Annotated in this window: 23 protein-coding genes; 8 read left to right on the plus strand and 15 right to left on the minus strand. The window is 73.9% G+C overall.

Translation table 11 applies throughout. The annotated features are described in order from the left end of the window. Positions 1 to 5 precede the first annotated feature (5 nt). Positions 6 to 791, minus strand: coding sequence for an enoyl-CoA hydratase/isomerase family protein (locus QSK03_RS07875; RefSeq protein ID WP_285650132.1), 786 nt, complete (start codon positions 789 to 791; stop codon positions 6 to 8). Then, on the minus strand, positions 788 to 2,389 hold the full coding sequence (locus QSK03_RS07880; protein ID WP_285650135.1) for an acyl-CoA carboxylase subunit beta: 1,602 nt from the start codon (positions 2,387 to 2,389) through the stop codon (positions 788 to 790). The genes QSK03_RS07875 and QSK03_RS07880 overlap by 4 nt, the downstream gene beginning before the upstream one ends. A 90-nt stretch (positions 2,390 to 2,479) precedes the next feature. Here QSK03_RS07880 and QSK03_RS07885 point away from each other — a divergent pair, with 90 nt between their 5' ends. Further along, complete coding sequence (locus QSK03_RS07885) at positions 2,480 to 4,213, plus strand: acetyl/propionyl/methylcrotonyl-CoA carboxylase subunit alpha (RefSeq protein ID WP_285650137.1); 1,734 nt, start codon at positions 2,480 to 2,482, stop codon at positions 4,211 to 4,213. A 349-nt stretch (positions 4,214 to 4,562) separates the two neighbouring features. On the opposite strand, the gene QSK03_RS07890 is transcribed toward QSK03_RS07885, so the two are convergent. The 11 genes from QSK03_RS07890 to QSK03_RS07940 form a co-directional block, all read right to left on the minus strand. Continuing rightward, positions 4,563 to 5,234, minus strand: coding sequence for a TetR/AcrR family transcriptional regulator (locus QSK03_RS07890; protein ID WP_285650140.1), 672 nt, complete (start codon positions 5,232 to 5,234; stop codon positions 4,563 to 4,565). A gap of 87 nt (positions 5,235 to 5,321) precedes the next feature. Then, entirely contained in the window at positions 5,322 to 6,863 is a 1,542-nt protein-coding gene (locus QSK03_RS07895; protein ID WP_285650142.1) for a class I adenylate-forming enzyme family protein, read from the minus strand. Then, positions 6,860 to 7,294: a nuclear transport factor 2 family protein gene (locus QSK03_RS07900; RefSeq protein ID WP_285650145.1), complete on the minus strand. Its 435-nt coding sequence runs from the start codon at positions 7,292 to 7,294 to the stop codon at positions 6,860 to 6,862. Before QSK03_RS07900 ends, QSK03_RS07895 begins: the two co-directional genes overlap by 4 nt. After that, positions 7,291 to 7,716, minus strand: a complete 426-nt coding sequence (locus tag QSK03_RS07905; RefSeq protein WP_285650147.1) for a nuclear transport factor 2 family protein — start codon at positions 7,714 to 7,716, stop codon at positions 7,291 to 7,293. Before QSK03_RS07905 ends, QSK03_RS07900 begins: the two co-directional genes overlap by 4 nt. A gap of 14 nt (positions 7,717 to 7,730) precedes the next feature. Then, positions 7,731 to 8,849, minus strand: a complete 1,119-nt coding sequence (locus QSK03_RS07910) for an NDMA-dependent alcohol dehydrogenase (RefSeq protein ID WP_285650149.1) — start codon at positions 8,847 to 8,849, stop codon at positions 7,731 to 7,733. A 60-nt stretch (positions 8,850 to 8,909) separates the two neighbouring features. Next, positions 8,910 to 9,743, minus strand: a complete 834-nt coding sequence (locus QSK03_RS07915; RefSeq protein WP_285650152.1) for a mycofactocin-coupled SDR family oxidoreductase — start codon at positions 9,741 to 9,743, stop codon at positions 8,910 to 8,912. A gap of 24 nt (positions 9,744 to 9,767) precedes the next feature. Next, the gene (locus QSK03_RS07920; RefSeq protein WP_285650155.1) at positions 9,768 to 11,339 is read right to left on the minus strand and encodes an AMP-binding protein; all 1,572 of its coding nucleotides are present in this window, start codon (positions 11,337 to 11,339) and stop codon (positions 9,768 to 9,770) included. 2 nt (positions 11,340 to 11,341) lie between these two features. Next, positions 11,342 to 11,752 (minus strand): nuclear transport factor 2 family protein, encoded by a 411-nt coding sequence (locus QSK03_RS07925; protein ID WP_285650158.1) that lies wholly within the window; start codon positions 11,750 to 11,752, stop codon positions 11,342 to 11,344. 9 nt (positions 11,753 to 11,761) lie between these two features. After that, a complete protein-coding gene (locus QSK03_RS07930) occupies positions 11,762 to 12,985 on the minus strand; it encodes a cytochrome P450 (protein ID WP_285650161.1) in 1,224 nt (407 codons plus the stop codon). A 387-nt stretch (positions 12,986 to 13,372) separates the two neighbouring features. Then, positions 13,373 to 14,254: an endonuclease domain-containing protein gene (locus QSK03_RS07935; RefSeq protein ID WP_285650167.1), complete on the minus strand. Its 882-nt coding sequence runs from the start codon at positions 14,252 to 14,254 to the stop codon at positions 13,373 to 13,375. Positions 14,255 to 14,564: 310 nt separating this feature from the next. After that, a complete protein-coding gene (locus QSK03_RS07940; RefSeq protein WP_285650170.1) occupies positions 14,565 to 15,443 on the minus strand; it encodes an LLM class flavin-dependent oxidoreductase in 879 nt (292 codons plus the stop codon). A gap of 83 nt (positions 15,444 to 15,526) precedes the next feature. Here QSK03_RS07940 and QSK03_RS07945 point away from each other — a divergent pair, with 83 nt between their 5' ends. The 5 genes from QSK03_RS07945 to QSK03_RS07965 are packed head-to-tail and all read left to right on the plus strand — an operon-like array spanning position 15,527 to position 19,959. Continuing rightward, positions 15,527 to 16,918 (plus strand): phytoene desaturase family protein, encoded by a 1,392-nt coding sequence (locus tag QSK03_RS07945; protein WP_285650172.1) that lies wholly within the window; start codon positions 15,527 to 15,529, stop codon positions 16,916 to 16,918. Then, complete coding sequence (locus QSK03_RS07950; RefSeq protein ID WP_285650175.1) at positions 16,918 to 18,027, plus strand: LLM class flavin-dependent oxidoreductase; 1,110 nt, start codon at positions 16,918 to 16,920, stop codon at positions 18,025 to 18,027. The genes QSK03_RS07945 and QSK03_RS07950 overlap by 1 nt, the downstream gene beginning before the upstream one ends. Beyond that, on the plus strand, positions 18,024 to 18,404 hold the full coding sequence (locus QSK03_RS07955; protein ID WP_285650178.1) for a nuclear transport factor 2 family protein: 381 nt from the start codon (positions 18,024 to 18,026) through the stop codon (positions 18,402 to 18,404). Before QSK03_RS07950 ends, QSK03_RS07955 begins: the two co-directional genes overlap by 4 nt. Beyond that, complete coding sequence (locus tag QSK03_RS07960) at positions 18,401 to 19,408, plus strand: LLM class flavin-dependent oxidoreductase (RefSeq protein ID WP_285650180.1); 1,008 nt, start codon at positions 18,401 to 18,403, stop codon at positions 19,406 to 19,408. Before QSK03_RS07955 ends, QSK03_RS07960 begins: the two co-directional genes overlap by 4 nt. After that, a complete protein-coding gene (locus QSK03_RS07965; RefSeq protein ID WP_285650183.1) occupies positions 19,405 to 19,959 on the plus strand; it encodes a VOC family protein in 555 nt (184 codons plus the stop codon). The genes QSK03_RS07960 and QSK03_RS07965 overlap by 4 nt, the downstream gene beginning before the upstream one ends. 3 nt (positions 19,960 to 19,962) lie before the next feature. On the opposite strand, the gene QSK03_RS07970 is transcribed toward QSK03_RS07965, so the two are convergent. After that, positions 19,963 to 20,160: a hypothetical protein gene (locus QSK03_RS07970; RefSeq protein WP_285650186.1), complete on the minus strand. Its 198-nt coding sequence runs from the start codon at positions 20,158 to 20,160 to the stop codon at positions 19,963 to 19,965. Between the two features lie 207 nt (positions 20,161 to 20,367). Between QSK03_RS07970 and QSK03_RS07975 the strand changes: the two genes are divergently transcribed. Beyond that, on the plus strand, positions 20,368 to 21,783 hold the full coding sequence (locus QSK03_RS07975) for an NAD(P)/FAD-dependent oxidoreductase (RefSeq protein WP_285650189.1): 1,416 nt from the start codon (positions 20,368 to 20,370) through the stop codon (positions 21,781 to 21,783). Between the two features lie 60 nt (positions 21,784 to 21,843). Continuing rightward, on the plus strand, positions 21,844 to 22,359 hold the full coding sequence (locus QSK03_RS07980; RefSeq protein WP_285650191.1) for a TIGR03086 family metal-binding protein: 516 nt from the start codon (positions 21,844 to 21,846) through the stop codon (positions 22,357 to 22,359). On the opposite strand, the gene QSK03_RS07985 is transcribed toward QSK03_RS07980, so the two are convergent. Next, complete coding sequence (locus tag QSK03_RS07985; RefSeq protein ID WP_285650193.1) at positions 22,356 to 23,054, minus strand: SDR family oxidoreductase; 699 nt, start codon at positions 23,052 to 23,054, stop codon at positions 22,356 to 22,358. The two genes, QSK03_RS07980 and QSK03_RS07985, sit on opposite strands and share 4 nt — an antisense overlap. Between the last annotated feature and the right edge of the window lie 90 nt (positions 23,055 to 23,144).

The raw sequence follows: 23,144 nt of genomic DNA on the forward strand, positions 1-23,144 counted from the left end.
CTCCCTCACCGCCCCTCGAACCGCGGCGGCCGCTTCTCGGCGAACGCCGCGATCCCCTCGGCGGTGTCGGCGGTGTCCTGCAGCATCGTCACCGCCTCGAGCGAGTAGCCGGTCTCGCCGCGGTCGACGCCGCGGTTGATCATCTGCTTGCCGACGCGCACGGCCAGCGGCGCCGCGCGGGCGATGCGCTCACCCAGCGCCACGGCCTCGTCGAGCAGGGCGTCGTGCGCCACCACCTTCTGCACGAGCCCGACGCGCTCGGCCGTCGCGGCGTCGAGGCGCTCGCCGGCGAGCACCATCCACTTCGTCCAGTGCCGGCCCATCACGGCCGGGCCGCGCAGCACCCCGAACCCGGGGACCAGGCCGATCGCGCTCTCGGGCATCGCGAACTCCGCCCGCTCCGAGGCGATCACGAGGTCGCACGCGAGCGCCAGCTCGCAGCCGCCGCCGAAGGCGTAGCCGTTGACCGCGGCGATCACCGGCAGCGGGGACTCCTCGAGCGCGGCGAACGTCCGGAGGCACTCGGCCTGGAACGCGCGCTTGGCCGCGGTGCCGTCGAGCTCGCCGAAGCCCGCGATGTCGCCGCCCGCGGAGAACGCCTTCTCCCCGGCGCCGGTCAGCACGACGGCACGCGCCGTGCCGCAGGCCTCGAGACGGGAGAGCGCGTCGCGCATCTGCGGCCAGAAGGCCGCGGTGAGCGCGTTGAGCTTCTCCGGCCGGTCGAGGTGGATCACGGCGACCGGGCCGTCGTCCTTGATTGTGATCTCGGTGTACTCGGTGTGCTCGGTCATCCCGGGGCCCCCGTTCGCTGCGGCCGCTCGCCCCAGGCGATCTCGATGCTGGTGGCGATGACGTGGCGGGTCGCCGCGGGCGCGATGACGTCGTCGAGCGAGAGATGCGCCGCGGCCTCCCACGGCTCGGACTCGGCGACCCACTCCGCGGTGAGCTCGGCGGCGCGCGCGTCGCGGGCCTCCGGACCGTCGGACTCGAGGAGGCGGTCGAGCGCGCGCCGGTGCACCGTGCGGATACCGGTCTCCGGGGCCATGAACCCCATCTCGGCGGTGGGCCAGGCGTAGAGGAAGTCGGGCCGGGTGGGGCGCCCGCCCATCGCGAAGTGCCCGCCGCCGTACGCCTTGCGCAGCACCACGCCGACCCGGGGCACCGCGGCCCGGGCGATGCGCGCGACCGTGCGCTCGTAGGCGTGCAGGATGCCGGCGCGCTCCGCCTGGCTGCCGATCATCAGGCCCGGCACGTCGTGGAGGAACACGAGCGGCAGGCCGAAGGTGTCGCAGAGGTCGACGAAGTCGTGCTCCTTGGCCAGCGACTCCGGGTCGAGCGCGCCGGCACGCACCAGGGGCTGGTTGGCGACGATCCCGACCGGCGCGCCCTCGACGCGGGCGAGCGCGCAGAGCAGGCTCGGGCCCCAGCCGTCCGCCCACGGCAGCACCGAGTCCGCGTCGGCGACGGCCGCGAGCACGTCGCGCATGTCGTAGCCCGCGCGGGCGCCGGTCGGCACCACATCGGCGAGCGCCGCGGGGTCGCGGGCGGGGCCCCGCGGCGCGGCGACCGGGGCGGGCAGCGCGGCGTTCGAGGGCAGGTAGGACAGGAACGCGCCGAGCGCGTCGAGGGCGTCGGCCTCCGTGTCGACGACGAGGTGCGCGTTGCCGGCGGCCGTCGCGGCCTCGGGACCGCCCAGCTCGTCGTCGGTGAGCCGCTCGCCGATCGCGGGCTCGACCACCGACGGCCCGGACAGCGCGACCGAGGACCCGCGCGTCATCACGACGTAGTGGGCGGTAGCGGCGTGCAGGGCGGAGTCGCCGTAGCTCGGGCCGAGCACGGCCGCCGCGCGGGGCACGGCCGGGGCGCCGTCTCCTGCGCCGAGGAAGCTCGTGAAGTCCAGCGGCAGGCCCGAGAAGCGCCAGCCCATGACGTCGGGCATCCGCCCGCCGTCGGCGTCGCAGAGCAGCACGAGCGGGAAGCCGCCGCGCTGGGCGTGCTCGATGAGCCGGCCCTGCTTGCGCATGCTGATCGGCGCGGTCGTGCCGGCCACGGCGGTCGCGTCGATGCCGATGACCCCGACGCGGCGCCCGTCGAGCGTCCCGAACCCCGTCACCACCGCGTCGCCGGGCACCGGCTTCTCGCGCCGGATCTCGGGCTCGGCGAGCGCGCCGATCTCGAACCAGGTGCCGGGGTCGACGAGCGCCGCGACCCGCTCGCGCACCGGCATGCGTCCGGACGCGCGGTGCTTCGCGATCGCGTCGTCGCCGCCCATGGCCTCGGCGGCGGCGCGACGGCGGTCGAGCTCGGCGAGGGCCTCGTCCCTTCCCGCGCGGGGGGCGTCGTCGTCGGTCGTGGGCGGCTCGTGCCCTCCGGCGTGCTCGACCGGCACGGTGCCTCCCGCATGACGTGACGTGGCTCTCGCGGCGACGGTAATCTACCATCCGGCCGTTTGGTAGATGAGCCCTCCAGGGAGGTCGCGGTGGACGGACCCGTGCTCGTCGCCAACCGGGGCGAGGTCGCCGTCCGCATCGTGCGGGCCTGCCGCGAGCTGGGCCTGCGCACGGTCGCGATCCACACCGACGCCGACGGCGGGTCGCTCGTGACGCGGCGCGCCGACGAGAGCGTCCGGGTCGATTCCTACCTCGACGTCGACGCGGTCGTCGGGGCGGCGACGGCGTGCGGGGCGACGGCCGTGCACCCGGGGTACGGCCTGCTCGCCGAGGACGCCGGCTTCGCGCGGGCGGTCGTCGGCGCGGGCCTCGTGTTCGTCGGTCCCCCGGCCGACGTGGTGGCCGCGATGGGCGACAAGGTGCGGGCGCGGGCGCTGGCCGTCCGGAGCGGCGTGCCGGTGCTGGACGGGACCGACGGCCCCGTGGACCTGGACGCCGCCCGTGTCGCGGCCGAGCGGATCGGGTTCCCGCTGCTGGTCAAGGCCGCGCACGGCGGGGGCGGGCGGGGCATGCGGGTCGTCGCGGGCGCCGTGGGGCTCGCCGACGCGCTGGCCGCCGCCGGGCGTGAGGCCGCCGCCGCGTTCGGCCGGGGCGAGGTGTTCCTCGAACGCCACGTCGCCCGGGCGCGCCACGTCGAGGTGCAGGTGCTGGCCGACCACCACGGCGCGGTGGCCGTGCTCGGCGACCGCGACTGCACCGTGCAGCGGCGCCACCAGAAGCTGCTCGAGGAGGCGCCGGCGCCCGACCTGCCCTCCGCCGTCCGGTCGGAGCTGCACGACGCGTCCCGGCGGCTCGCCGCGGCCGTCGGGTACCGCGGCGCCGGGACCGTCGAGTTCCTGCTCGACCGGGACACCGGCGCCGCCGCGTTCCTCGAGATGAACACCCGCCTGCAGGTCGAGCACGGGGTCACCGAGATGGTCACGGGCGTCGACCTGGTCGTCGCGCAGCTCCGCCTCGCGGCCGGGGAGGCGCTGTCCTCGGTCGTCGGTGCGGTCGAGGTCCGGGGCCACGCCGTCCAGGCCCGGATCGCGGCCGAGGACCCGGGGCAGGGCTTCCGGCCCGCGCCCGGGTGCGTCACGGCGCTCACGGTGCCGAGCGGCCCCTGGGTGCGCGCCGACCTCGGCGTGGAGGCCGGCGACACCGTGCCCGGCGCCTACGACTCCCTGCTCGGCAAGGTCCTCGCCTGGGGCCCCGACCGCGCGACGGCCTCGGCGCGCCTTGGCGCGGCGCTCGACGAGCTCGCCGTCGAGGGCGTGCCGACGACGGCGTCCTACCTGCGCACGGTCCTCGACCGCCCCGCGTACCGCGCGATGACCCACGACACCGGCAGCGTCGAACGAGACTGGCCGCCGACCCCGACGGTCGCCCCCACGGCCGCACCGCCGCCGGTGACCGTGGCCGAGCGCACCGTCCGGCTCACCACCGACCGCGGCCCCATCGCGCTGCGGGTCCCGCGGCACCGGGCGGACGGCGCGCGCCGGGCCGACGCGTCCGCCGGGGGGTCCGCCGAGGGGTCCGGCGAGAGGGCGGCGACCCCCGGCTCCCCGGGCACCGGCGATCCGGTCGCCCCGATGGACGCCACGGTGGTGGACGTCCCGGTGCACGCGGGCGAGGACGTCGCCGCCGGGGCGGTGCTCGTCGTGCTCGAGGCGATGAAGATGGAGCTCCCGGTGCGGGCGCCGCAGGCGGGACGCGTCGACGCCGTGCACGTCGGTCCGGGCGACCGCGTCACCGCCGGGAGCGCGCTGGTGGTGCTGTCGTGAGTCTCCCCGATCGACGTCGTCGCCATCGGCACGGGCGGCTTTCGTGGAGCTGCGCGCCGGTGGATGACGCACTGGCCGCCGAGGCGGCGGGCGTAACAACGGACACGGAGATCACGGGCGCCTCATCGACCTCGCGGCGGCCCCGACGGGGGACAACGCGCTCCTGATCTCCCCCCTTCGGTCGGCAATCGCCGCGGCCCTGGAGATCAGGAGCACCTCATCGACCCCGGTGCGACGACCGCCAGCGTGCACCACGCGCCCCTGATCACCGGGCGCCCGCTCGCGCCGGGGTGATCAACGGGGACTTCGGGCGCGTAGAAGCAGCGAGATACCCGTTCGCTGCGACCTCTCAGGCGCCGACGGTCGCGCCCCGGGCGGCGAGGGCGTCGGCCGTCGCGACGCCGTGCACCGCCATCGCGGCGAGCTGCGCGCCGATCTCCTCGGGAGTCGAGGGGCCGTCGGCGCGGAACCAGCGGTAGACCCAGTTCGTCGAGCCGAGGATCGACAGGCCCGCGACGCGCGGGTCGACGTCGGCGCGGGTCAGCCCCGCGCGCTGGGCCTCGGCGACGAGGTCCCGGAAGACGCCCTGGTAGGCGTGGCCGGAGCCGAGAATCTCCTCGCGCCGGGCGGTGGGCAGGGACTCGAGCTCGTGGAGGAACACCGCGGTGGGCACGAGGTTGCGGCACGCGTGCTCGACGTGGGCGCGGATGGTGCGCTCGAGGCGGTCGAGCGGGTCGCCCGGCCCGCCGGCGGCGGAGGACACGACGGCGAAGCCCTCGCGGTGGACCTCGCTGATCACCTCGAAGAGCAGGTCCTCCTTGGACTGGATGTAGTAGTACAGGCTGCCCTTGAGCATGCCGAGGCGGTCGGCGATGTCCTGGAGGGAGGCGCCGTCGTAGCCCTTCTCGTAGAACATCTGGGTGGCGACCTCGAGCAGCTGCGCCCAGCGTTCCTCGCGGGGTTTGCGCTCCCCGGCGGCCCGGCGCTCGCTGCGCCCCGCAGGCCGGCGGTCCTGTGCCATGTGCTCTGCTCCCGTGGTCGAGGCGCTCGTGACGGCGCCCCGGTGCGCCCCGACCACCATACGGTCGGTAGGTGTCGTCCGCGCGGGTCACCCCGCCGTCAGGTGACGGCGCGACAGCCGCGGGGCCTCGGTGATCCCGCGCGCGGCGAGGTCGGCGGCGATCCGCTCGCGCAGCACCCCCTTCTGGACCTTCGTGCCGGACATCGGCCACGCGTCGACGAACTCCACCCAGCGCGGGGCCTTGAACGTCGCGAGCGCCGCCAGGCAGTGGTCGACGAGCTCGCGCCCGAGGGCCTCGCGGTCGGCGTCCCGGAAGGCCGGCGTCAGCTCCACGAACGCCGCGGCCACCTCGCCGAGCCGGGCGTCCGGCGCGGACACCACCGCCACGACGCCGACGGCGGGGTGCTCCGCCAGCCGTCCCTCGACCTCGGCGGCCGCGACGTTCTCCCCGCCGACCTTGAGCATGTCCTTGAGGCGGCTGACGAACGTGAACCGGCCCGCGCCGTCGCGGCGCACCAGGTCGCCGGTGTGGAACCAGCCCTCGGCGTCGATCCGCTCGGCCGTGGTCTCCGGGTCGCCGTGGTAGTAGGCCATGCGCGACACCCCCCGGTGCAGGAACTCCCCGACCTCGCCGGGCCCGCACTCCCGGCCGGTCGCCGGGTCGCGGACGGTCGCCTCCATGTCGCGCAGCGGCACCCCGCTCGTCCCGGCGCGGGCCTCCGGCGGGTCGTCGAGCGACCCGACGCAGCAGAAACCCGCGGACTCGGTCCCGCCCAGGCAGGAGATCTGGGTCGTCCCGGGCATCCGCGCCTGCATCGCCGCCATCCGCTCCGCCGGCCCGACGTTGATGACCGTGCGGAGGTCCGGGACGAGCGCCGGGTCGTAGGCGGGGTGGTCCAGCACCGGCAGCCAGATCGTGTCGAACGCCGGGAACGCCACGCTCGCGCGCTCCTCGACCAGCTGGCGCCACGCGACGTCGGGGGTGAACGCCCCGACGTGCACGAGCGTGCAGCCCGCGGCGAGCGAGCCCGTGAGCAGGTCGATCCCGCCGCAGTGGTGCAGGGGCAGCGGGGTCCAGAACCGGTCGTCGGGGGTGAGCCGGAGGCGCTCGACGAGGTTCTCACCCAGCGCGGCGTACGCGCCGTGGGTGTGCACGCAGCCGCGCGGGCGCGACGTCGTGCCCGAGGTGTAGAGCAGGATCATGGGGTCGTCAGGGGCGACGGCGACCTCGGGGGCATCACCCGCGTCCGAGACCACCTCGTCCGGCGTGACCGCCCCCGGCCCCGCGAGGGAGAGCAGCTCCGGGGACGCCACCACGGCCGCCGGGTCGGCGTCACCGCGCAGCCACGCGGTCTCGTCCGGGGTGCCGCGAGGGTTCAGCGGTGTCGGGATCGCACCCAGCATCGACGCACCCACGATGCCGGCGACGGCGTCGAGCCCGCTCGGGAGGACGAGCAGGACCCGGTCGCCCGGGCCGACCCCGCGCGCGTGCAGCCCGGCCGCCCACGACCGCGCGGCGTCCCGCACCGCGGGCCACGTCGCCCGCTCGAACGGGAACGCGACCTCCCGCGCCGGCGACCGGGCCACCGCGTCGTCGAGCAGCCCGGGCAGGGTGCGGAGCACCCTCACGCCGACACCTCCTGCCCCGGCATCGTCACCGTGCCGCCGAGGGCCTCGACCAGCGTGATCGGGTCGAAGTACTCGGCGAACCACGTGATCGCGCCGCCGCGCACCTGGAACCGCGAGATGTAGGTGTTCCGGTACGGCCGGTCGGTGGCGAGGATGCGGGCGTCGCTCGCGTACTGCGCCACGATCGATCCCGGGTCGTCGGCGACGGCGTCGATCCGGTAGTCGTGGAAGCGCAGCGGGGTGATCATCTCGGGCATCGCGGCGAAGAACCCCGTCACGCCCTCGCGGCCCTCCACCCGCCGCGGGAAGCCGGGCGGGGCGTAGGGCAGGTCCATGACGACCTCGGGAGCGAACGTGTCCGCGAGCGCGTCGAGGTCGAGGGCGCCGACGGCGTCGAGATATCGGCGGACGACGGTGTCCGGATCGCTCATGCCTCGAACCCCTCCATCTCCGGAGCGGTCAGCGGCGAGATGACCCGGCTGGCGATCTTCCAGCCGCCCGCCGTGCGCTGGTAGGTGTCGACGTTGAGCGCGGCCGCCTTGATCGACGCGCCGGTCGTCGTCTTCCCCTCGGCCAGGACGTAGTTCGTGCCGTGCGCGTGGTCGTCGTCGTCGAACTCGACGACGTGGTTGGTCATGATGTGGAACTGCTCGGACATCGAGCCGGCGTCGCGCTCGAAGAACGCCAGGACCTGCTCGCGGCCCTCGTAGCGGTCGAGCCCGACGCCGGTCGCGTCCCAGACGGCGTCGTCGGTGTAGGCGGAGAGCGCTTCCTTCGGGTCGAAGCGGTCGAGCCCCCGGGCGTAGAGGTAGGTGGCCTGGATGATCTCGGCGCGGTCGTTCGCATCGGGCATGTCAGGTCCGTCCCTCAGTCGTAGATGATCACGCCACGCACGTTCTTGCCGTCGTGCATGTCGCGGAACGCCTGGTTGATGTCGTCGAGCGAGTACGTGCGCGTGATCAGCTCGTCGAGCTTGAGCTCGCCGCGCAGGTAGAGGTCGGCGAGCAGCGGCACGTCGGTCCGGCTCGTCGTCGTGCCGTAGAGGGAGCCCTGCAGCCGCTTGCCCGACATCGCGAACGTGAACAGGTCGAACGGCACGTCGCGCTGCAGCACCGGGGCGGCGCCGGTGAGCACCATCGTGCCGCCGCGGCGCGTCATCTCCTGGGCCGGGTTCATGAGGTCGCCGGTCACGACGCCGACCGTGATGATCACGCGGTCGGCCCCCTGGCCGTTCGTCAGGCCCTCGACGATCTGCCCGGCCTCCTCGTAGTCCTTCGCGACGTGCGTCGCGCCGAACTCGACGGCCTTCTCGCGCTTGAACGGCGCCGGGTCGACGGCGACGACGTGGCGGGCACCCTTGTGCCGCGCGCCCTGCAGGGCGTTCATGCCGACCCCGCCGGTGCCGACCACGACGACGGTGTCGCCGAGCTCGATCTCCGCCGCGTACACCGACGAGCCCCACCCGGTCGGCACGCCGCAGCCGATGAGCGCGGCCTTGTCCAGCGGCATGTCCGCGGGGATCGGGATCACGGCGTCCAGCGGCGCGACGACGTAGGGCGCGAACGTCCCGAGGTAGGACATGCACCCGACGCCCTGGCCCTGGGCGTGCACGCGGTGCGTGCCGTCGGGGGCGACGCCGGCGAGCACGCCCGCGCCCAGGTCGCACATGTTCGACTTCCCCTGCACGCACATCCGGCAGCGCCCGCACGACGGCAGGAACGACAGGACGACGTGGTCGCCGGGCGCCACCGCCGTGACGCCGGGGCCGACCTCCTCGACGACGCCGGCGCCCTCGTGGCCGCCGAGCACCGGCGACCAGGGCAGCGGGATGTCGCCGGTGTCCAGGTGGTCGTCGGAGTGGCACACCCCCGAGGCGGCGAGCTTGATCAGCGCCTCGTTCGCCTTCGGCGGGTCGAGCTCGATCTCCTCGACGCTCCACCCCGATCGCGTGCCGGGCTCCCAGAGCAGGGCTCCTCGTGTCTTCACGTCTCCACCAATCGGTTGTCGGGTAGTGGGGCGCACCGGATGCCGTCGGGTCGGGTGGCGCTACTTGATCGCGGCGCCCGCATCGACGGGCAGCGTCGCGCCGGTGATGTAGCGGGCCTCGTCGGAGAGCAGGAAGAGCACGGCGTTGGCGACGTCGACCGACTCGATCCACGGGATCGCGAGCGCGTTCAGCGACGTGAAGCCCGGGATCGCCTTCTCCTGCGTGGGCTCCGGGTCACCCGGGGCGAACATGCCCCAGGTGCCCGGGTTCTGGATCATGTGCGTGTCGACGTTCGTCGGGTGCACCGTGTTGACGCGGATGCGGTAGGGCGCCAGCTCGTTGGCGAGGTTGCGCATCAGCCCGACCACGCCGTGCTTGGCCGAGACGTAGTGGCCGACCTGCGCGATGCCCTTGAACCCGCCGATCGAGCTGGTGAACACCATCGCGCCGCCGTCGTCCATCATCCGGGGGATGGCCGCCTTCGCGGTGTGCCAGACGCCGGTGAGGTTGACGTCGAGCATGTCCTGCCAGGTGGCGTCGTCCAGCTCCCAGGCGCGCCCGTAGCTCGCGATGCCGGCGTTGGCCACGACGCCGTCCAGCCGGCCGAGCTCGGCGATCCCGTCGGCCACGGCGCCGTCGAGCGCGGCCTGGTCGCGGACGTCGGCGACGCGCGCGACCACCCGGCGGTCGAGCTTCTCCACCTCGACGACCGTCTGGTCGAGGTCCTCGCGGGTGGCGGGCGGGTACTTGCCGACGACGGTGTCGATCCCCGCGCAGAGGTCGACCGCGATGACGTCGGCCCCCTCCTGGGCGAGGCGCACCGCGTGGCTGCGGCCCTGCCCGCGCGCGGCCCCGGTGACGAGGACGACCTTGCCCTCCATGCGTCCGGCCATGCGTGCTCCTCGTGGTTGGACGGGCTAGACCGAGCGCCCCTGCTCGCTCCAGTACGGAGCGCGCAGGTCACGCTTGAGGATCTTGCCGGTGGGCGCCTTCGGCAGGGCGTCGACGAACTCCACCGAGCGCGGCTTCTGGTACGACGCGAGGTGCGCGCGGGCCGTCTCGACGATGTCGGCCTCGGTCGCGCTCGTGTCCGGCTTGAGCACGACGAACGCCTTGACGCTCTCGCCCCACTCCTCGTCCGGCACGCCGATCACGGCGCACTCGAGCACGGCGGGGTGGTGGTTGACGGCCTCCTCGACCTGGACCGAGTAGATGTTCTCGCCGCCCGAGATGATCATGTCCTTGGCGCGGTCGACGATGAACACGTAGCGGTCGGCGTCCCAGGTCGCGAGGTCGCCGGTCCACATCCAGCCGTCGCGCAGGGTGTCGGCGGTGAGGTCGGGCCGGTTCCAGTAGCCCGCCATGTTGGCCTCGGAACGGATGACGATCTGCCCGACCGTGCTCCCGTCGGTCGGCACCGGGTTGCCGTCGACGTCGACGATGCGCACCGACGTCACGAACCCCTCGCGCCCGCACGACTGCAGCCGCTCGGGGTGGATCCCGTTGACCGCCGCGTGGTGGTCCTCCTGGGACAGGAAGCACATCGTCGTGCCCTCGGTCTGCCCGTAGCCCTGGATGAGCGTGCACGGGAAGGCCTGCAGCGCGTTCTTGACCACCGCCGAGGGCATCGGCCCGCCGCCGTACTGGATGTTGCGCAGGCTGGCGATGTCGTACGAGCCGAAGCCCGGGACCGCCATCATCCAGTTGAGCATCGTGGTGATCCCGAGGAACGCCGAGACGCGCTCCGCCTCGATGATCTCCAGCGACCGCTTCGCCTCGAAGTTCATCAGCACCAGCGGGCAGCCGTGGCGCATGTAGTTCATCGAGAGCACCACCGGGATGTGGTACATCTGCCCGGTCAGCATGTAGACGTCGGTCGGCACGATGCGCTCGGCGACGGTCTGGTTGAGCATCCCGAACGACGCGCTGCGGTGGGTGTGCAGCGCGCCCTTCGACGCCCCGGTCGTGCCGCCCGTGTAGAGGATGAAGAACGGGTCGTCGTCGCCGACGCTCGCGCTGTCGGCGGGCTCGGCGTCCGACGCGGCGGCCAGGAGGTCCTCGTAGCTGCCGTCGCCGCCCTCGCCGTACGCGAGCCAGTGCTCGACGTCGACCTGGCCGGCCAGCTCGCGCCCGAGCTCGGCCCACTCCCCCGCGACGACGATCGCGCGCGGCGCGCCGTCGGCGACGATGCGCGCCAGCTCGCCGACCCCGAGCCGCCAGTTCAGCGGCTGCACGACGAGCCCCGCCCGCCCGGCGGCGTAGTAGATCTCCTGGAACTCGGTGGAGTTCTTGGCCAGCACGGCGACGCGGTCGCCGCGCTGCAGCGCGAGCCCGTCCGGGCGCGGGCCGCGCAGCCCGTTGGCGAGCCGGCGCACGCGCTCGTCGAGCTCGGCCCAGCTGGTGCGCCGCTCGGTGGTGGTGTCGACGACGGCGTCCCCGCGCGGGGTCAGGGCCGCCCACTTCTCGGGGATGCGACCGATGTTGACCATGGTCAGTACGGGAGGTCGAGGTAGACGTAGCGGTCGGCGATGAGCCAGGTGCCGTTCTGCTGCACCAGCTGGTCGCGGTACCAGCCGCTGGAGAGCACCCGCACCGCGCCGTCCTCGATCGAGAGCAGCGTCAGGTTCGTGACGGCGACGGCCTCGTCGTCGCTCTCCTTCTCGAACCAGAGGTTGGAGAGGTTGTGCCGCCGCTGGTCGGTCTGGGCGGCCATGGAGTCGGCGTGCAGCTTGCGGATGGCGTCGCGCCCCTCGAACGGCCCGATCAGCTGACCGTCGCGGCCGATCCGCAGGCTCATCTGGGCGTCCTCGGTGAAGCAGGACGCGATGAGGTCGGGATCGGCCTCGTCGTAGCCCCAGGAGGCCTTGCCGAGGAGGTTCTCGATGTGGGGGCGGACGGGCACGGGGTCCTCCTAGCTGGGAGTGAACTCGAGGAGCAGCTGACCGGGGGCCCGGGTGAACACCCCGGTCTCGGGCGGCGCCTCGCCGCCCGCGAAGCGGATGTCGGCCATCGCGTCGAGGAGGTCGTTCATCCCGACCTCGATCTCGAACAGCGAGAGCAGTGCGCCGACGCAGAAGTGCCGGCCGAGGCAGAAGGCGAGGTGGTCGGCGGCGGCGGAGAAGGCGCGCGAGTGGTCGAGGTCGGCGCGCAGGACGTCGAACGTGTCGGGCCGGTCGAACCGCCGCTCGTCGCGGTTGGCGGCGCCGATGAGGCAGGTGACCGTGCGCCCGGCCTCGACGACCCCGCCGGAGAGCTCCACGTCCTCGGACGGCTGTCGCATGATCATGTGGACGGGCGGGGACCAGCGCAGCGTCTCGGCGAACGCGGCGGGGATGAGCGCGCGGTCCTGTCGGACCGCCGCGAGCTGCTCCGGGTGCGCGACGAGGTCGGCCATCAGGCTCGTGATCGCCTTGTCCGTGGTCTCGCCGCCCGCGGTCAGCAGCAGGCTGCAGAACGCCTTGATCTCCTCGTCGGTCATCGACTCGCCGTCGATCTCGGCGGCGCAGAGCGTCGAGAGGAGGTCGTCACCCGGGTTCTCGCGGCGCTCCCGGATGCGCGGGATCATGTAGGCCTCGAACTCGGCCTTCGTGCGCAGGCCCTCGGCCATCACGGCCTCGTCGCCCGCGAGGTTCCCGAGGAACCCCATGATCGACGTGTACCAGCCGTGGAAGAGGTCGTGGTCGGTGCGCGGCAGCCCGAGCATGTCGACGATGACGTTGATCGGGAACCGCGTCGCGTAGGCGTCGACCAGGTCCACCCGGCCGTCGGCCCGGAACGCGTCGATCAGCTCGCGGGAGTTGCGCCGGATCGTCGGCCCGAAGTGCTCCTGCAGCGCCTTGCCGCGGAACGCCGGCGCCACCAGCGCGCGGTGGGTGGAGTGCTCGCGGCCCTCCATCTGCAGGATCGTGCGTCCGTGCACCGGCTCGAGCTGCCAGGCGTAGTTCTCGCTCGTGAACACCGGGTCCTTGAACGCCCGCTGCACGTCGTCGTAGCGACTGATCACGTACGTCTGCATGGCCTCGTGCCACACCAGCGGGAACTCGTCGCGCAGCAGCCGGTAGGCGCTGTACGGGTCGCGGGCGAACTCCGGCGACAGGATGTCCGGCGGCTCGAGCCGTTGAATCGGAGCCGTCATGGGTCCCCCGACCTGGGCAGACGTCGATGTCGGCGTACCTACCGATCGTTTGGTACGCGGGGCGAGACTAGCATCACACCGGGGCCGGTCAAGGCCTCCGCGTCGCCTCCGGGGCGCGTGGAGAGCGGCGGGCGGGTGCAGGGATCGCGGGCGGGCCGAGCAGAGATCACGGGCACCTCGCCCTCACTCGCCGCTCGGGCAGTAAGGGTCGCCGGCGGGGCAGAGATCACGAGCACTTCATGCACGTGCCTCGGCCGTCGGACGTGGACAGCGCACTCCTGATCTCCGGCGCGTGGTGGAGCGTTCACGACTCCTCCCCGACCTCTGGAGATCAAGAGCACCTCATCCACGTGCGTCGGCCGTCGGACGTGGACAGCGCACTCCTGATCACCGGGACCGTCCGGCCATCTCGCGCCGCCGGGCGTCGACCGCGGCCCGCATGCGCCGGACGAACTCGGCCGGCCGCCGGAACACGTCGTCCGAGGTGATCGGGATGATCGACCAGCCGCACGACGTGAAGTCGGCAGTGCGGGCGGCGTCGCGGAGCCACTGCTCGCGGTCGGCGCGGTGCTGATCACCCTGGTACTCGGCCCCGAGCCGGCAGTCCTCCCACGCGAAGTCGAGGCGGCCGACGAACACGCCCCAGATGTCCCGGACCTCGAGCTGCGGTGTCGGCGTCAGCCCGGCCCGGCGCATGGTCAGGCGGGCGAGGGTCTCCGGCCGCGACTCGGCCCGGGTGTCGGCGTCGGCGACCACGGCGGCGAGCCGGCGTCCGCCACGCGGGTTGTCCCGTGCGGCCGGGTAGCTCAGCAGCGACTCCGGGGCGATCCGGAACCGGCGACCGAGTCCGTCGACGACGGCGACCGCCTCGTCGTGGTCCACCGTGCACGCCAGGTCGAACATCGTGCGCCGCGGCGAGGTCACCGTGACGCCGTCGAACGGCATCGTCTCGCCCTCGGCGAGGACGTCCTGTCGGAGTCGCACGCCCTCGCGGGCACGCAGGCGGCGCCGTCCCACGACGAGCTCGACGGTCGCGTCCCGCGGCGCGCAGTCGGCACCGAGGATGTCGGCGGCCGCGTAGCCGCCGACGACGGCGCCGGGAACGGCGAGCGCCGCCGCCGTCGCGCGGCCCCGCAGATCGAGCACGGTGCCGGCGGCGACGTAGGTGTCGTAGCCCAGGCGATCGAAGGCGGGGCCGTCGAGCCGGCGCCACGTGGTGGCCCCGGCGCGGACGGCGACGCTGCCACGGAAGGGTTGCGAGAGGTCCATACCGGGTTGGAGGGCCGCGGCGGCCGCACGGTTCCCTCCCCCTGCACGGCCCTCGCCTGCCGGTGATCAGGAGAGCGTCATCGACCTCGACCACCTGTCGGAGGTGGATGGCGCGCTCGTGATCTCCGGACCGCGCGACCCGCCGCGGGGCACTCGGAGATCAGGAGCGCGCCATCCACCCGGCGGGCCCCGCCGAGGTGGACCAGGTGCTCCTGATCTCTCGACGCCACCCGCGCGCCCGAGCCCGCCGGCGCGGGCCCCGCGAGGCCCAGCGAGGCAGGCCCGTTCCACGGGGCGGACAGCGCCCGGGTCAGGCCCGCAACGGCGCGATGACCTGCTCCGCGAAGCGCAGCACCGGTTCCGTCGACGACGGGTTGCCGAAGTCCACGACGAAGTGGTCGACGCCGAGCTCGACCTTCGCCGCGAGCTCGTCGACGAGCCGCGAGGAGTCCTCGTCGTTCTCCGGCAGCGCGCGCTCGAGGGTCGTCGAGACCTCGATCGCGTCCGGGTCGCGACCGGCGTCCTCGGCGGACCGCCGCACGATGTCGTAGCGCCGCGTGAACTCCGACGGCTCGCCGCGGGACGGGCCGTTCCACATGTCGGCGAGCCGCCCGACGAGCGGCAGCCCGATCTGCTCGCCGGCGGCGCCGATGCACACGCGCGGCGGCGGGTCGGTCAGCGGCGGGGCCGCGGCGCCGTCGATGCGCCAGTACCGGCCCTCGAACGACGGCTCGGCCTGGGTCCACATCAGCCGGCAGATCGTGATCGCTTCCTCGAGCTGGGCGAAGCGCACCGCGGGGCGGGGGAAGTCGTAGCCGTAGGCCTCGTACTCGTGGTCGCGCCAGCCGGCGCCGATCCCGAGCACGAAGCGGCCGCCGGACAGGTACTGCAGCGTCGCGGCCATCTTCGCCAGCAGCGGGGGGTGGCGGTAGCCGACGCCCAGGACGTGGTGGCACAGCTCGACGTCCGGGTGGCGCGCGGCGAGCCACGTCAGCGTCGTCCAGGCCTCGAGGAACGGGTCGGTCTTCTGGTCGAAGCCGTAGAAGTGGTCGGCGATCCAGAGCGAGTCGAAGTGCGGCAGGGCCGTCGGGAGGATCGCGGTGTCCTGGTCGGCGGCGATGGGGCGGTGATCGCTCCATCGGTTCCCGATCACGGGGGAGAGCCAGCCGAACTTGGGGGTGGTCGCCACCCGGGCATCATGCCAAGCGGCTTGACCCCGGCGGGCACCCTTGCCACTCTGTCGAACGGTCGTTTGGTAGACGGGAGGCCCGGGTGGCGAAGTACGACGTCGTGGTCATCGGAGCCGGCGCGGCGGGGCTGACGGCGGCGTCGCTGCTCGCCGTCGAGGGCAAGCGCGTCTGCCTGCTCGAGCGCTCGCCCTACCTCGGCGGGCGGGGCATGGCGGTGCCCGACGAGGGGTTCACGGTCAACGTCGGCGGCCACCTCATCGAGGACCCGGGGTCCGGGCTGACCAAGGTCTTCGAGCACGTCGGCAAGACGCTGCAGCACGGCGAGGTCTCCGCGGAGATGCCCGTCTGGGACCACGAGAACGACCGCTGGGGCTCGATCCGCGACCGCTACGCGGGCAGCAAGGGCGAGCTGAAGAAGGTCATCAAGGCGCTGCTGGACACCGAGTGGGACGAGCTCGACAACTGGGACGACCGCCCGCTGCGCCAGTGGCTCCACCAGCACACCGACGACCAGGGCGTGATCGACCTCTTCGAGTTCATCACCGTCCTCGAGTGCATGACCGACAACTGGTGGGACCACTCCGCCAGCGACAACCTCTTCCCCCGCAAGATGCACTTCAGCGAGCGGAACACCGCCGCCTACTCGTGCTGGCCCGGGCAGGGCTGGGACGGCATGTGGGCCGACCTCGCCGACGCGTTCACGACGGCCGGGGGCGACCTGCGCCTGTCCACCCCCGTCGAACGCGTCGTCATCGAGGACGACGTCACGAAGGGCGTCGCCATCGCCCGGCAGCCCCGCGTGCTGCCCAACGAGTTCTTCGAGGAGGAGATCCTCGAGGCCGACCACGTCATCTGCACCCTGCCGGTCTGGCACGTGCTGAACGTCGTCGACGAGAGCGACCTACCGGACTGGTACGCCGAGCAGATCAAGTTCCTCGCCCAGGATAAGTTCCGCATCGCCTGGCTCGGGCTCTACCTCGCGACCGAGGAGCCCGTGCACCAGTACGACCCGCGCGAGCTCTCGACCTGGCTGAAGACGCCGAACACCGAGCTCGGCGGCTTCATGTTCAACCAGACCGCAATGGACCCGACGTGCTCGCCCGAGGGCACCCAGCTGCACGTCATGGGCGGGGTGTTCCCCGGCGAGAAGGGCCGCGACCGCGCCTGGCTGCGCCGCGAGATGGAGCGCTTCGAGGCCGACGTCGTGACGATGTGGCCCGGGTTCGCCAAGACGGTGTGGCGCCGCCGCCACCTCGTCTTTGAGCCCAGCTTCGGTGTCATCCAGAAGCCCGGGCTGGTCGGGCGATACCGGCCGCACTGGCGCCCGCCGCGCCCCGAGGGGCTGTGGTTCGCCGGCGAGACGTTCCGCAGCCGCGGGGTCGGCACCGACCGGGCCGCGCGCGCCGCGCTCACCGTCGTCGAGGAGTACCTGGGCCGGCGCCTCGCGACGTTCGGGGACGGGTGGCGCTACTGATGCCGATCGAACTGGGCGTGCCCGGCCAGATCATGCCGCCGGCCGCGGCGGCGGTGAAGTTCGCCAAGCGCAGCGAGGACGAGGGTTTCGACGCCGTGTGGTGGCCCGACCACCTCATGGGCTGGCACCCCGACACCATGTGGACGCCGGACCTCACCCCGCTCGCGGAGCACCAGGCCAACCCGCACGTCTACTTCGACCCCGCCGTGATGATGGGCGTCGTCGGCGCGGCCACCGAGCGGATCAAGGTCGGCGTCTGCGTCACCGACCTCATCCGCCGCCACCCCGCGATGGCCGCCCAGACTGCGCTCACGCTCGACCACGTGACGCAGGGCCGCGCGATCATCGGGCTCGGCAGCGGCGAGCAGCTCAACGCGACCCCCTACGGAATGCCGTTCGACAAGCCGGTCGCGCGGCTCGAGGAGGGCATCGACGTGATGCGCCTGCTCATGACCGCCGACGGCCCCGTCGACCACGAGGGCCGCTTCCACCGCCTCGACAGGGCCGTCCTCGGCCTGCGGCCCTACGGGGAGCGGCCGCCCGAGATCTGGACCGCCGCCCACGGCCCGCGGATGCTGCGCCTGACCGGGCGCAAGGCCGACGGCTGGCTGCCGACCAAGCTCGGCCCGGCGGAGTACGGCGACGCGCTGCAGACGATCCGCACGGCCGCCGAGCAGGAGGATCGGGACCCCGACGCCATCACCCCCGGCATGCTCGGCTACGTCCTCATGGGTCCCGACGCCGAGACCGTGCAGCGGCTCACCGAGGCCCCGCTCGTGCGCGCGCTCTGCGTGCTTCTGCCGGCGCAGGTGTTCCGCGACCTCGGGGTGGACGGCCCCTACCCGGACGGCTCCGGCTTCCACGACTTCATCCCCACGGCCATCGACCGCGCCGAGTCGCTGCGCATCATCGACGCGATCCCGCCCGCCGTGGTGCGCCACTACGCCTTCTGCGGCACGCCCGACGAGGTCGCCGAGCAGGTCGAGGAGTACGGGGCACAGGGCCTGCGCCACCTCGTCATGTGGAACATCACGGCGTTCGGCGACCCGAGCCTCGCCCGCTGGTCGTTCGGCGCGATGTCCGAGCTGCGCAAGCGGCTGAGCGCATGAGCGCTCCGCCGGCGGTCGCGCGCTACTTCGCCGCGGTCAACGCCGAGGACTGGGCGACGATCACCGACGTGTTCGCGCCCGACGCCGCGCTGGTCAGCGTCGGCGCTCCGACGAGGAACGGACGCGACGAGATCGCCGCCCACTTCCCGAAGGTGCTCGCCGCCCTGCCCGTCCACCACGACGAGCCCACCCGCGTCGTCGTCGCCGGGACGACGGTCCTGGTCGAGATCGCGTTCGCCGGACGGACCACCGACGACCGGCCGGTGGCGTTCGACGCCGTCGACGTCTTCGACCTCACCGAGGACGGGACGACGATCACCAGGCTCTCCACCTGGTACGACACGGCCGCGGTGGCGAAGCAGATCCGCGCCGCATGACCGTCCTCACCGGTCTCGGCGTCACCCTCCCCGTCGACGAGGGCCTGTCGGCCGGGCAGTACCTCGACCTCGCGCGCCTCGCGGAGGACGCCGGGTGCACCGACGTGCTCGTCGGCGAGGTCGCCGGTCCCGAGGTCTTCGCGATGCTCGGCATGATCGCCGCCTCGACCAGCCGCATCCGCCTCGGCAGCGGGATCGTCGGCGTCTACCCGCGCACCGCGGTGCTCACCGCGATGGGCTTCACGACGCTCGCGTCGCTCGCCCCGGGACGGGTGCTCGCCGGCCTCGGCGCCTCGAGCCCGATCATCGTCGAGCAGTGGCACGGGCTGGGGTTCGACGCCCCGCGCGCGCGCATCGAGGAGTACGTCGCGGCCCTGCGCAGCGTCTTCCGCGGGGAGCGCACCGACCTCGACGGCGCCCACGTGCGCTCGCACGGCTTCCGCGCGGCGATGGCGCCCGTCGACGTCCCGATCCTCGTCGCGGCGATGAACCCGCGGATGCTGCGTGTGGCCGGGGCGGTCGCCGACGTCGCGTTCCTGACCTGGACCCCGCCCGAGGAGTACGGACCCAAGATCGCGCTGGTGCGCGAGGGCGCGGCGGCCGCGGGCCGGGACCCGGACGAGGTCGGCATCGCGGCGTCGTTCTGGGCCTACGCCGGCGACCGTGTCGAGGAGGCCCGCGAGCGCCTGCGCCGCTTCGTGCTCCAGTACGCGATGGTGCCGACGCACCGGCCCTCGTTCCGCGCGAGCTTCGCCGGCCTCGACGCGGCCGCCGAGGCCTGGGCCGCGGGCGACCGCAAGGCCGCGCTGGGCCTCGTCGACGACGACGCCGTCGACGCCATGTGCGCCCTCGGCTCCGGCGAGGACGTCGCCCACCGTGTCGACGCGTTGAGAGCCGCGGGCGTCGACCTGCCGATCGCCCTGACGCCGGGCGCCGTGCCCGGCGACCCCGAGGGCCCGGCGCAGACGATCACCCGCATGGCCACGACAGGAGTGCCGCGATGAGCGAGCTGCCGCAGGTCGACACGACGGTGGCGGAGCTCCCCCCGGACGCGGGCGTGCTGCGGATGGACCACGTCGCCGTGGCCGTCCGCGACCCGCGCGAGGGGGTGGCGCTGTTCGCGACCGCGCTCGGCGGGCGGTTCCTCTACGGCGGCGACGACGACCGCCAGGGGATCCGCGTCGTGCAGTTCGCCCTGCCCGGCGGCATGAAGATCGAGCTGATCTCCCCGCTGCGCGACGACGCCGCCGTCGCCCGGTTCCTGGAGCGCCGCGGCCCCGGCGTCCACCACCTCACGCTGCTGGTGGCGGACGTCGAGGTGGCCGTGGCGCGCCTGACCGGCCTCGGCTACGAGGTCGTCGATGTCGACCTCGCGAGCCCGTACTGGCGCGAGGCCTTCGTCCGGCCGCGCTCGGGCTGCGGCACGCTGCTCCAGCTCGCCGACACCACCATCCGCTGGGACACCCCGGCGGGGTCGGGCATCACGCTCGAGGACGTGCTGGCCGGGCGGGTCGTGTTCACCGACGAGGAGCGCGCGGTGCTCCGGGAGGGCTGAGGGCTACTCCCAGGTCTGGCGCCGCTTGTACTGGGCGATGATCTCGGGTGGGAGCGGGCCGTTGGTCGGCACGGGCAGGCCCTGCTGGCGCGCCCACATGCGTGCGGACTCGAGGAGACCGTGGACCTGGCCGTTGCGCGCCGGCTCGTCGGCGTCGTGCCGCTCCCGGGGAGCGGTCGGCTCGTTCGTCGCGTCGGACATCGAGACACCTCCGATGGCGTCGCCGTGGGTGGCGACGACCTCCCGACGTTACCCCCGTCACACTGCCCGCGTACCGCCCAACGGACCAGTGCCCGGATCTCGAACGGGACCACGAACCGGACCACAGACCGGACCACAGACCGGACCGGACCCTGGCCCACCGGGGCCGCCAGGGCGCACGATGCCTTCTCGAGAAGGGGGTGGCCCGTGGACGTGGTCGTCATCGGTGGCAGCGCGGGCGGGCTGGCCACGGCACTGGTGCTCGCCCGGGCCGGGCACCGGGTGACCGTGCTCGAGCGCGAGGACCTCACCCCCGCCGCGGCCCTCGAGACGGCGGCCGCGGAGGCCCTGCGCCCCACCGCGCCCCAGATCGTGCAGCCCCACGTCCTGCTCCCGGGTACGCGGGTGCTGCTGGCGCGGCTGCTGCCCGACGTGCTCGAGGAGCTGCGCGCGGCCGGCGCCCGCGACGCGCCCCTCGAGTCCCAGATGGCCGCCACCCTCACCGACCGCGATCCCGTCCCCGGTGACGACGAGCTGCGCCCGATCATGAGCAGGCGCGCCACGGTGGACTGGGTCCTGGGGCGCGCCGCCGCGGTCGAGCCCGGCGTGACGATCCGCCACGGCGTCACGGTGACCGGGCTGCTCGCCGACCCCGGCGACCCGCCGCACGTCCACGGGGTGCGCACCGACGCCGGCGACGTGACCGCCGACGTCGTCGTCGACGCCGCGGGCCGCCGCACGGCGATCGACCGGTGGCTCGACGACATCGGCGCCCACCGCAGCGTCGTCGAGACCGCCCCGTGCGGGCTGGCCTACTACGGCCGGCAGTACCGGATGCCCGACGGCGTGCCGCTGCCCGGCCCGGACACCGCCCGCGTCGTCATGGGCCTCGACGAGTTCACCGTCGGGTTCTGGGCCGGCGACAACCGCACCGCGCAGATCGCACTCGCCCCGATGGCCGCCGACAAGCGCTTCCGGACCGCCCGCGACCCCGCCGTCTTCGACGCGACCGTGCGCACGGTGCCGTACTACGCCGCCTGGCTCGACGTCCTGGAGCCGATCTCCGACGTGTTCGTCATGGGCGGGCTGCACAACACCTTCCGCCGCCTCGTCGCCGACGGGCACCCGGTCGCGACGGGGCTGCTCGCCGTCGGCGACGCGGTGTGCACCACCAACCCGACGTTCGGCCGCGGGATCGGCGTGGCCCTGCGGACGATCGCCGACCTCGCCGACGTCCTCGCGACCCACCCCGAGGATCCCGACGCCGCGAGCCTGGCCATGGACCGCGCGATCCTGGAGCACGTCCGCCCCTGGTACGCCGACCAGGCCGCCACCGACGCCGGCCGGCTCGCCGCGCTGCGGCACACGGTCCTCGGCGAACCCGCCCCGCCGGCGCCGCCCCTCGCCGACGACCGCGTGACGTTCGCCCAGCTCCGACGGGCCTCGCTCACCGACCCGCTCGCGTTCCGGGCCGTCGCGCGGATCATGGGCATGGTCGGCGACGCGGAGAAGCTCTACGCCGACCCGGACGTGGTCGCCGCGACCCGCGCCGCCCTCGGGCGTGACGGCGTCGCGCTGCCGCAGCCCACCCGTGCCGAGCTCGAGGCGGCGCTGACCGGCTGAGCGCCGATGACTTCCCCGCCCGCGGTCCGTCACACCGGGAGACGGACCGGAGGAGGAGACGTGATCGACCTGACCCCCGCCTGCCGCGAGCTCGCGACGCTCGTCGCCGGCATCGACGACGCCCGCCGGCCCGACCCCACGCCGTGCCCGGACATGACCGTCGGCGACGTGCTCGACCACCTCGAGGACGTCGCCGCGGGCTTCACCGCGATCGCCACCGGCCGCGAGCAGCCCCGCCGCCCCGACCTGCCGGCCGCCCTCGACGCCCTGGCCGCCGCGTGGGCGGACCCGGCGGCGTGGGAGGGCGAGACGGCCGGGCCCGGCGTCGCCCTGCCCGCCGCGACGTGGGGGCGCATCGCGCTCACCGAGGTCGTCGTGCACGGCTGGGACCTGGCCCGCGCCACCGGCCGGCCGTTCGCCCCGCCGGACGCGACGCTGGAGGCGTGCCTCGCGCATGTGCGGGACTTCGTCCCGCGCGCGCCGCTGCCGGAGCTGTGGGGCACGCCGGTGGCGCTGCCCGACGACGCCCCGCTGCTCGACCGCGTCGTGGCCGGCACCGGACGGCGGCCCGGCTAGATCTCCAGGCCCTTCGGCGGGCCCGCCAGCGCCTCCTTGATCGCGCGGCTGGGGGCGTCGGCGAGGACCTCCTCCTCGCCGGCGGCGACCGCGTCGAGGATGCGCTCGGCCACGGTGGCCGCGTCGATCTTCGGCACGTCGAGGTGGGCGACCATCTCGGTGTCCATGAAGCCGAGGTGCACCCCGACCACCTGGGTGCCCTGGTCGCGCAGCTCGGCACGGGCGGTGTTGGTGAACGACCAGGCGGCGGCCTTCGTCGCCGAGTACGCGCCCGCCCCCGGCATCGCCGCCCAGGACAGCGCCGAGAGCACGGTGACGGCCGCGCCGCCGCCGTTGCGGGCGAGCACCGGGGCGAACGCCCGCAGCATCGCGACCGGGCCCCAGAGGTTCGTCTCCATCTCGGCGCGGGCGCGCTCGGGGTCGGCCGTGAGCAGCGAGCCCGCGCCGCTCACACCGGCGTTGTTGATCAGGAGGTCGACGTCGCCTGCCCGTTCGGCGACCTCGTGGACCTGGCGCAGGTCGGTGACGTCCAGTCGCAGCGGGACGACCCGGGGGTCCTTGTGCGTCGCGGTGCGCGGGTCGCGCGCCGCGGCGTAGACGGTGCCCGCGCCGTGGGCCAGCAGGCCCTCGACGAGCGCGGCGCCGAGACCGCGGCTCGCGCCGGTGACGAGCGCGTTCGCACCCGAGATGATCATCGGACGGTCCTCTCCACGATGGTGGCGGCGGCCCCACACATCCCCTGCGATGAGGGACCGATTGGTCCGGGACCGACTGGTCCGAATACT

Source organism: Actinomycetospora sp. NBRC 106375 (assembly GCF_030269665.1).
Lineage (GTDB): Bacteria > Actinomycetota > Actinomycetes > Mycobacteriales > Pseudonocardiaceae > Actinomycetospora.

What these genes read in the sequence shown, in the direction of transcription:
- QSK03_RS07875 (WP_285650132.1), bottom strand. Translation starts at nt 791, where the DNA reads ATGACCGAGCACACCGAGTACACCGAGATCACAATCAAGGACGACGGC.
- QSK03_RS07890 (WP_285650140.1), bottom strand. Translation starts at nt 5,234, where the DNA reads ATGGCACAGGACCGCCGGCCTGCGGGGCGCAGCGAGCGCCGGGCCGCC.
- QSK03_RS07900 (WP_285650145.1), bottom strand. Translation starts at nt 7,294, where the DNA reads ATGAGCGATCCGGACACCGTCGTCCGCCGATATCTCGACGCCGTCGGC.
- QSK03_RS07905 (WP_285650147.1), bottom strand. Translation starts at nt 7,716, where the DNA reads ATGCCCGATGCGAACGACCGCGCCGAGATCATCCAGGCCACCTACCTC.
- QSK03_RS07915 (WP_285650152.1), bottom strand. Translation starts at nt 9,743, where the DNA reads ATGGCCGGACGCATGGAGGGCAAGGTCGTCCTCGTCACCGGGGCCGCG.
- QSK03_RS07920 (WP_285650155.1), bottom strand. Translation starts at nt 11,339, where the DNA reads ATGGTCAACATCGGTCGCATCCCCGAGAAGTGGGCGGCCCTGACCCCG.
- QSK03_RS07930 (WP_285650161.1), bottom strand. Translation starts at nt 12,985, where the DNA reads ATGACGGCTCCGATTCAACGGCTCGAGCCGCCGGACATCCTGTCGCCG.
- QSK03_RS07935 (WP_285650167.1), bottom strand. Translation starts at nt 14,254, where the DNA reads ATGGACCTCTCGCAACCCTTCCGTGGCAGCGTCGCCGTCCGCGCCGGG.
- QSK03_RS07950 (WP_285650175.1), top strand. Translation starts at nt 16,918, where the DNA reads ATGCCGATCGAACTGGGCGTGCCCGGCCAGATCATGCCGCCGGCCGCG.
- QSK03_RS07955 (WP_285650178.1), top strand. Translation starts at nt 18,024, where the DNA reads ATGAGCGCTCCGCCGGCGGTCGCGCGCTACTTCGCCGCGGTCAACGCC.
- QSK03_RS07960 (WP_285650180.1), top strand. Translation starts at nt 18,401, where the DNA reads ATGACCGTCCTCACCGGTCTCGGCGTCACCCTCCCCGTCGACGAGGGC.
- QSK03_RS07965 (WP_285650183.1), top strand. Translation starts at nt 19,405, where the DNA reads ATGAGCGAGCTGCCGCAGGTCGACACGACGGTGGCGGAGCTCCCCCCG.
- QSK03_RS07970 (WP_285650186.1), bottom strand. Translation starts at nt 20,160, where the DNA reads ATGTCCGACGCGACGAACGAGCCGACCGCTCCCCGGGAGCGGCACGAC.
- QSK03_RS07985 (WP_285650193.1), bottom strand. Translation starts at nt 23,054, where the DNA reads ATGATCATCTCGGGTGCGAACGCGCTCGTCACCGGCGCGAGCCGCGGT.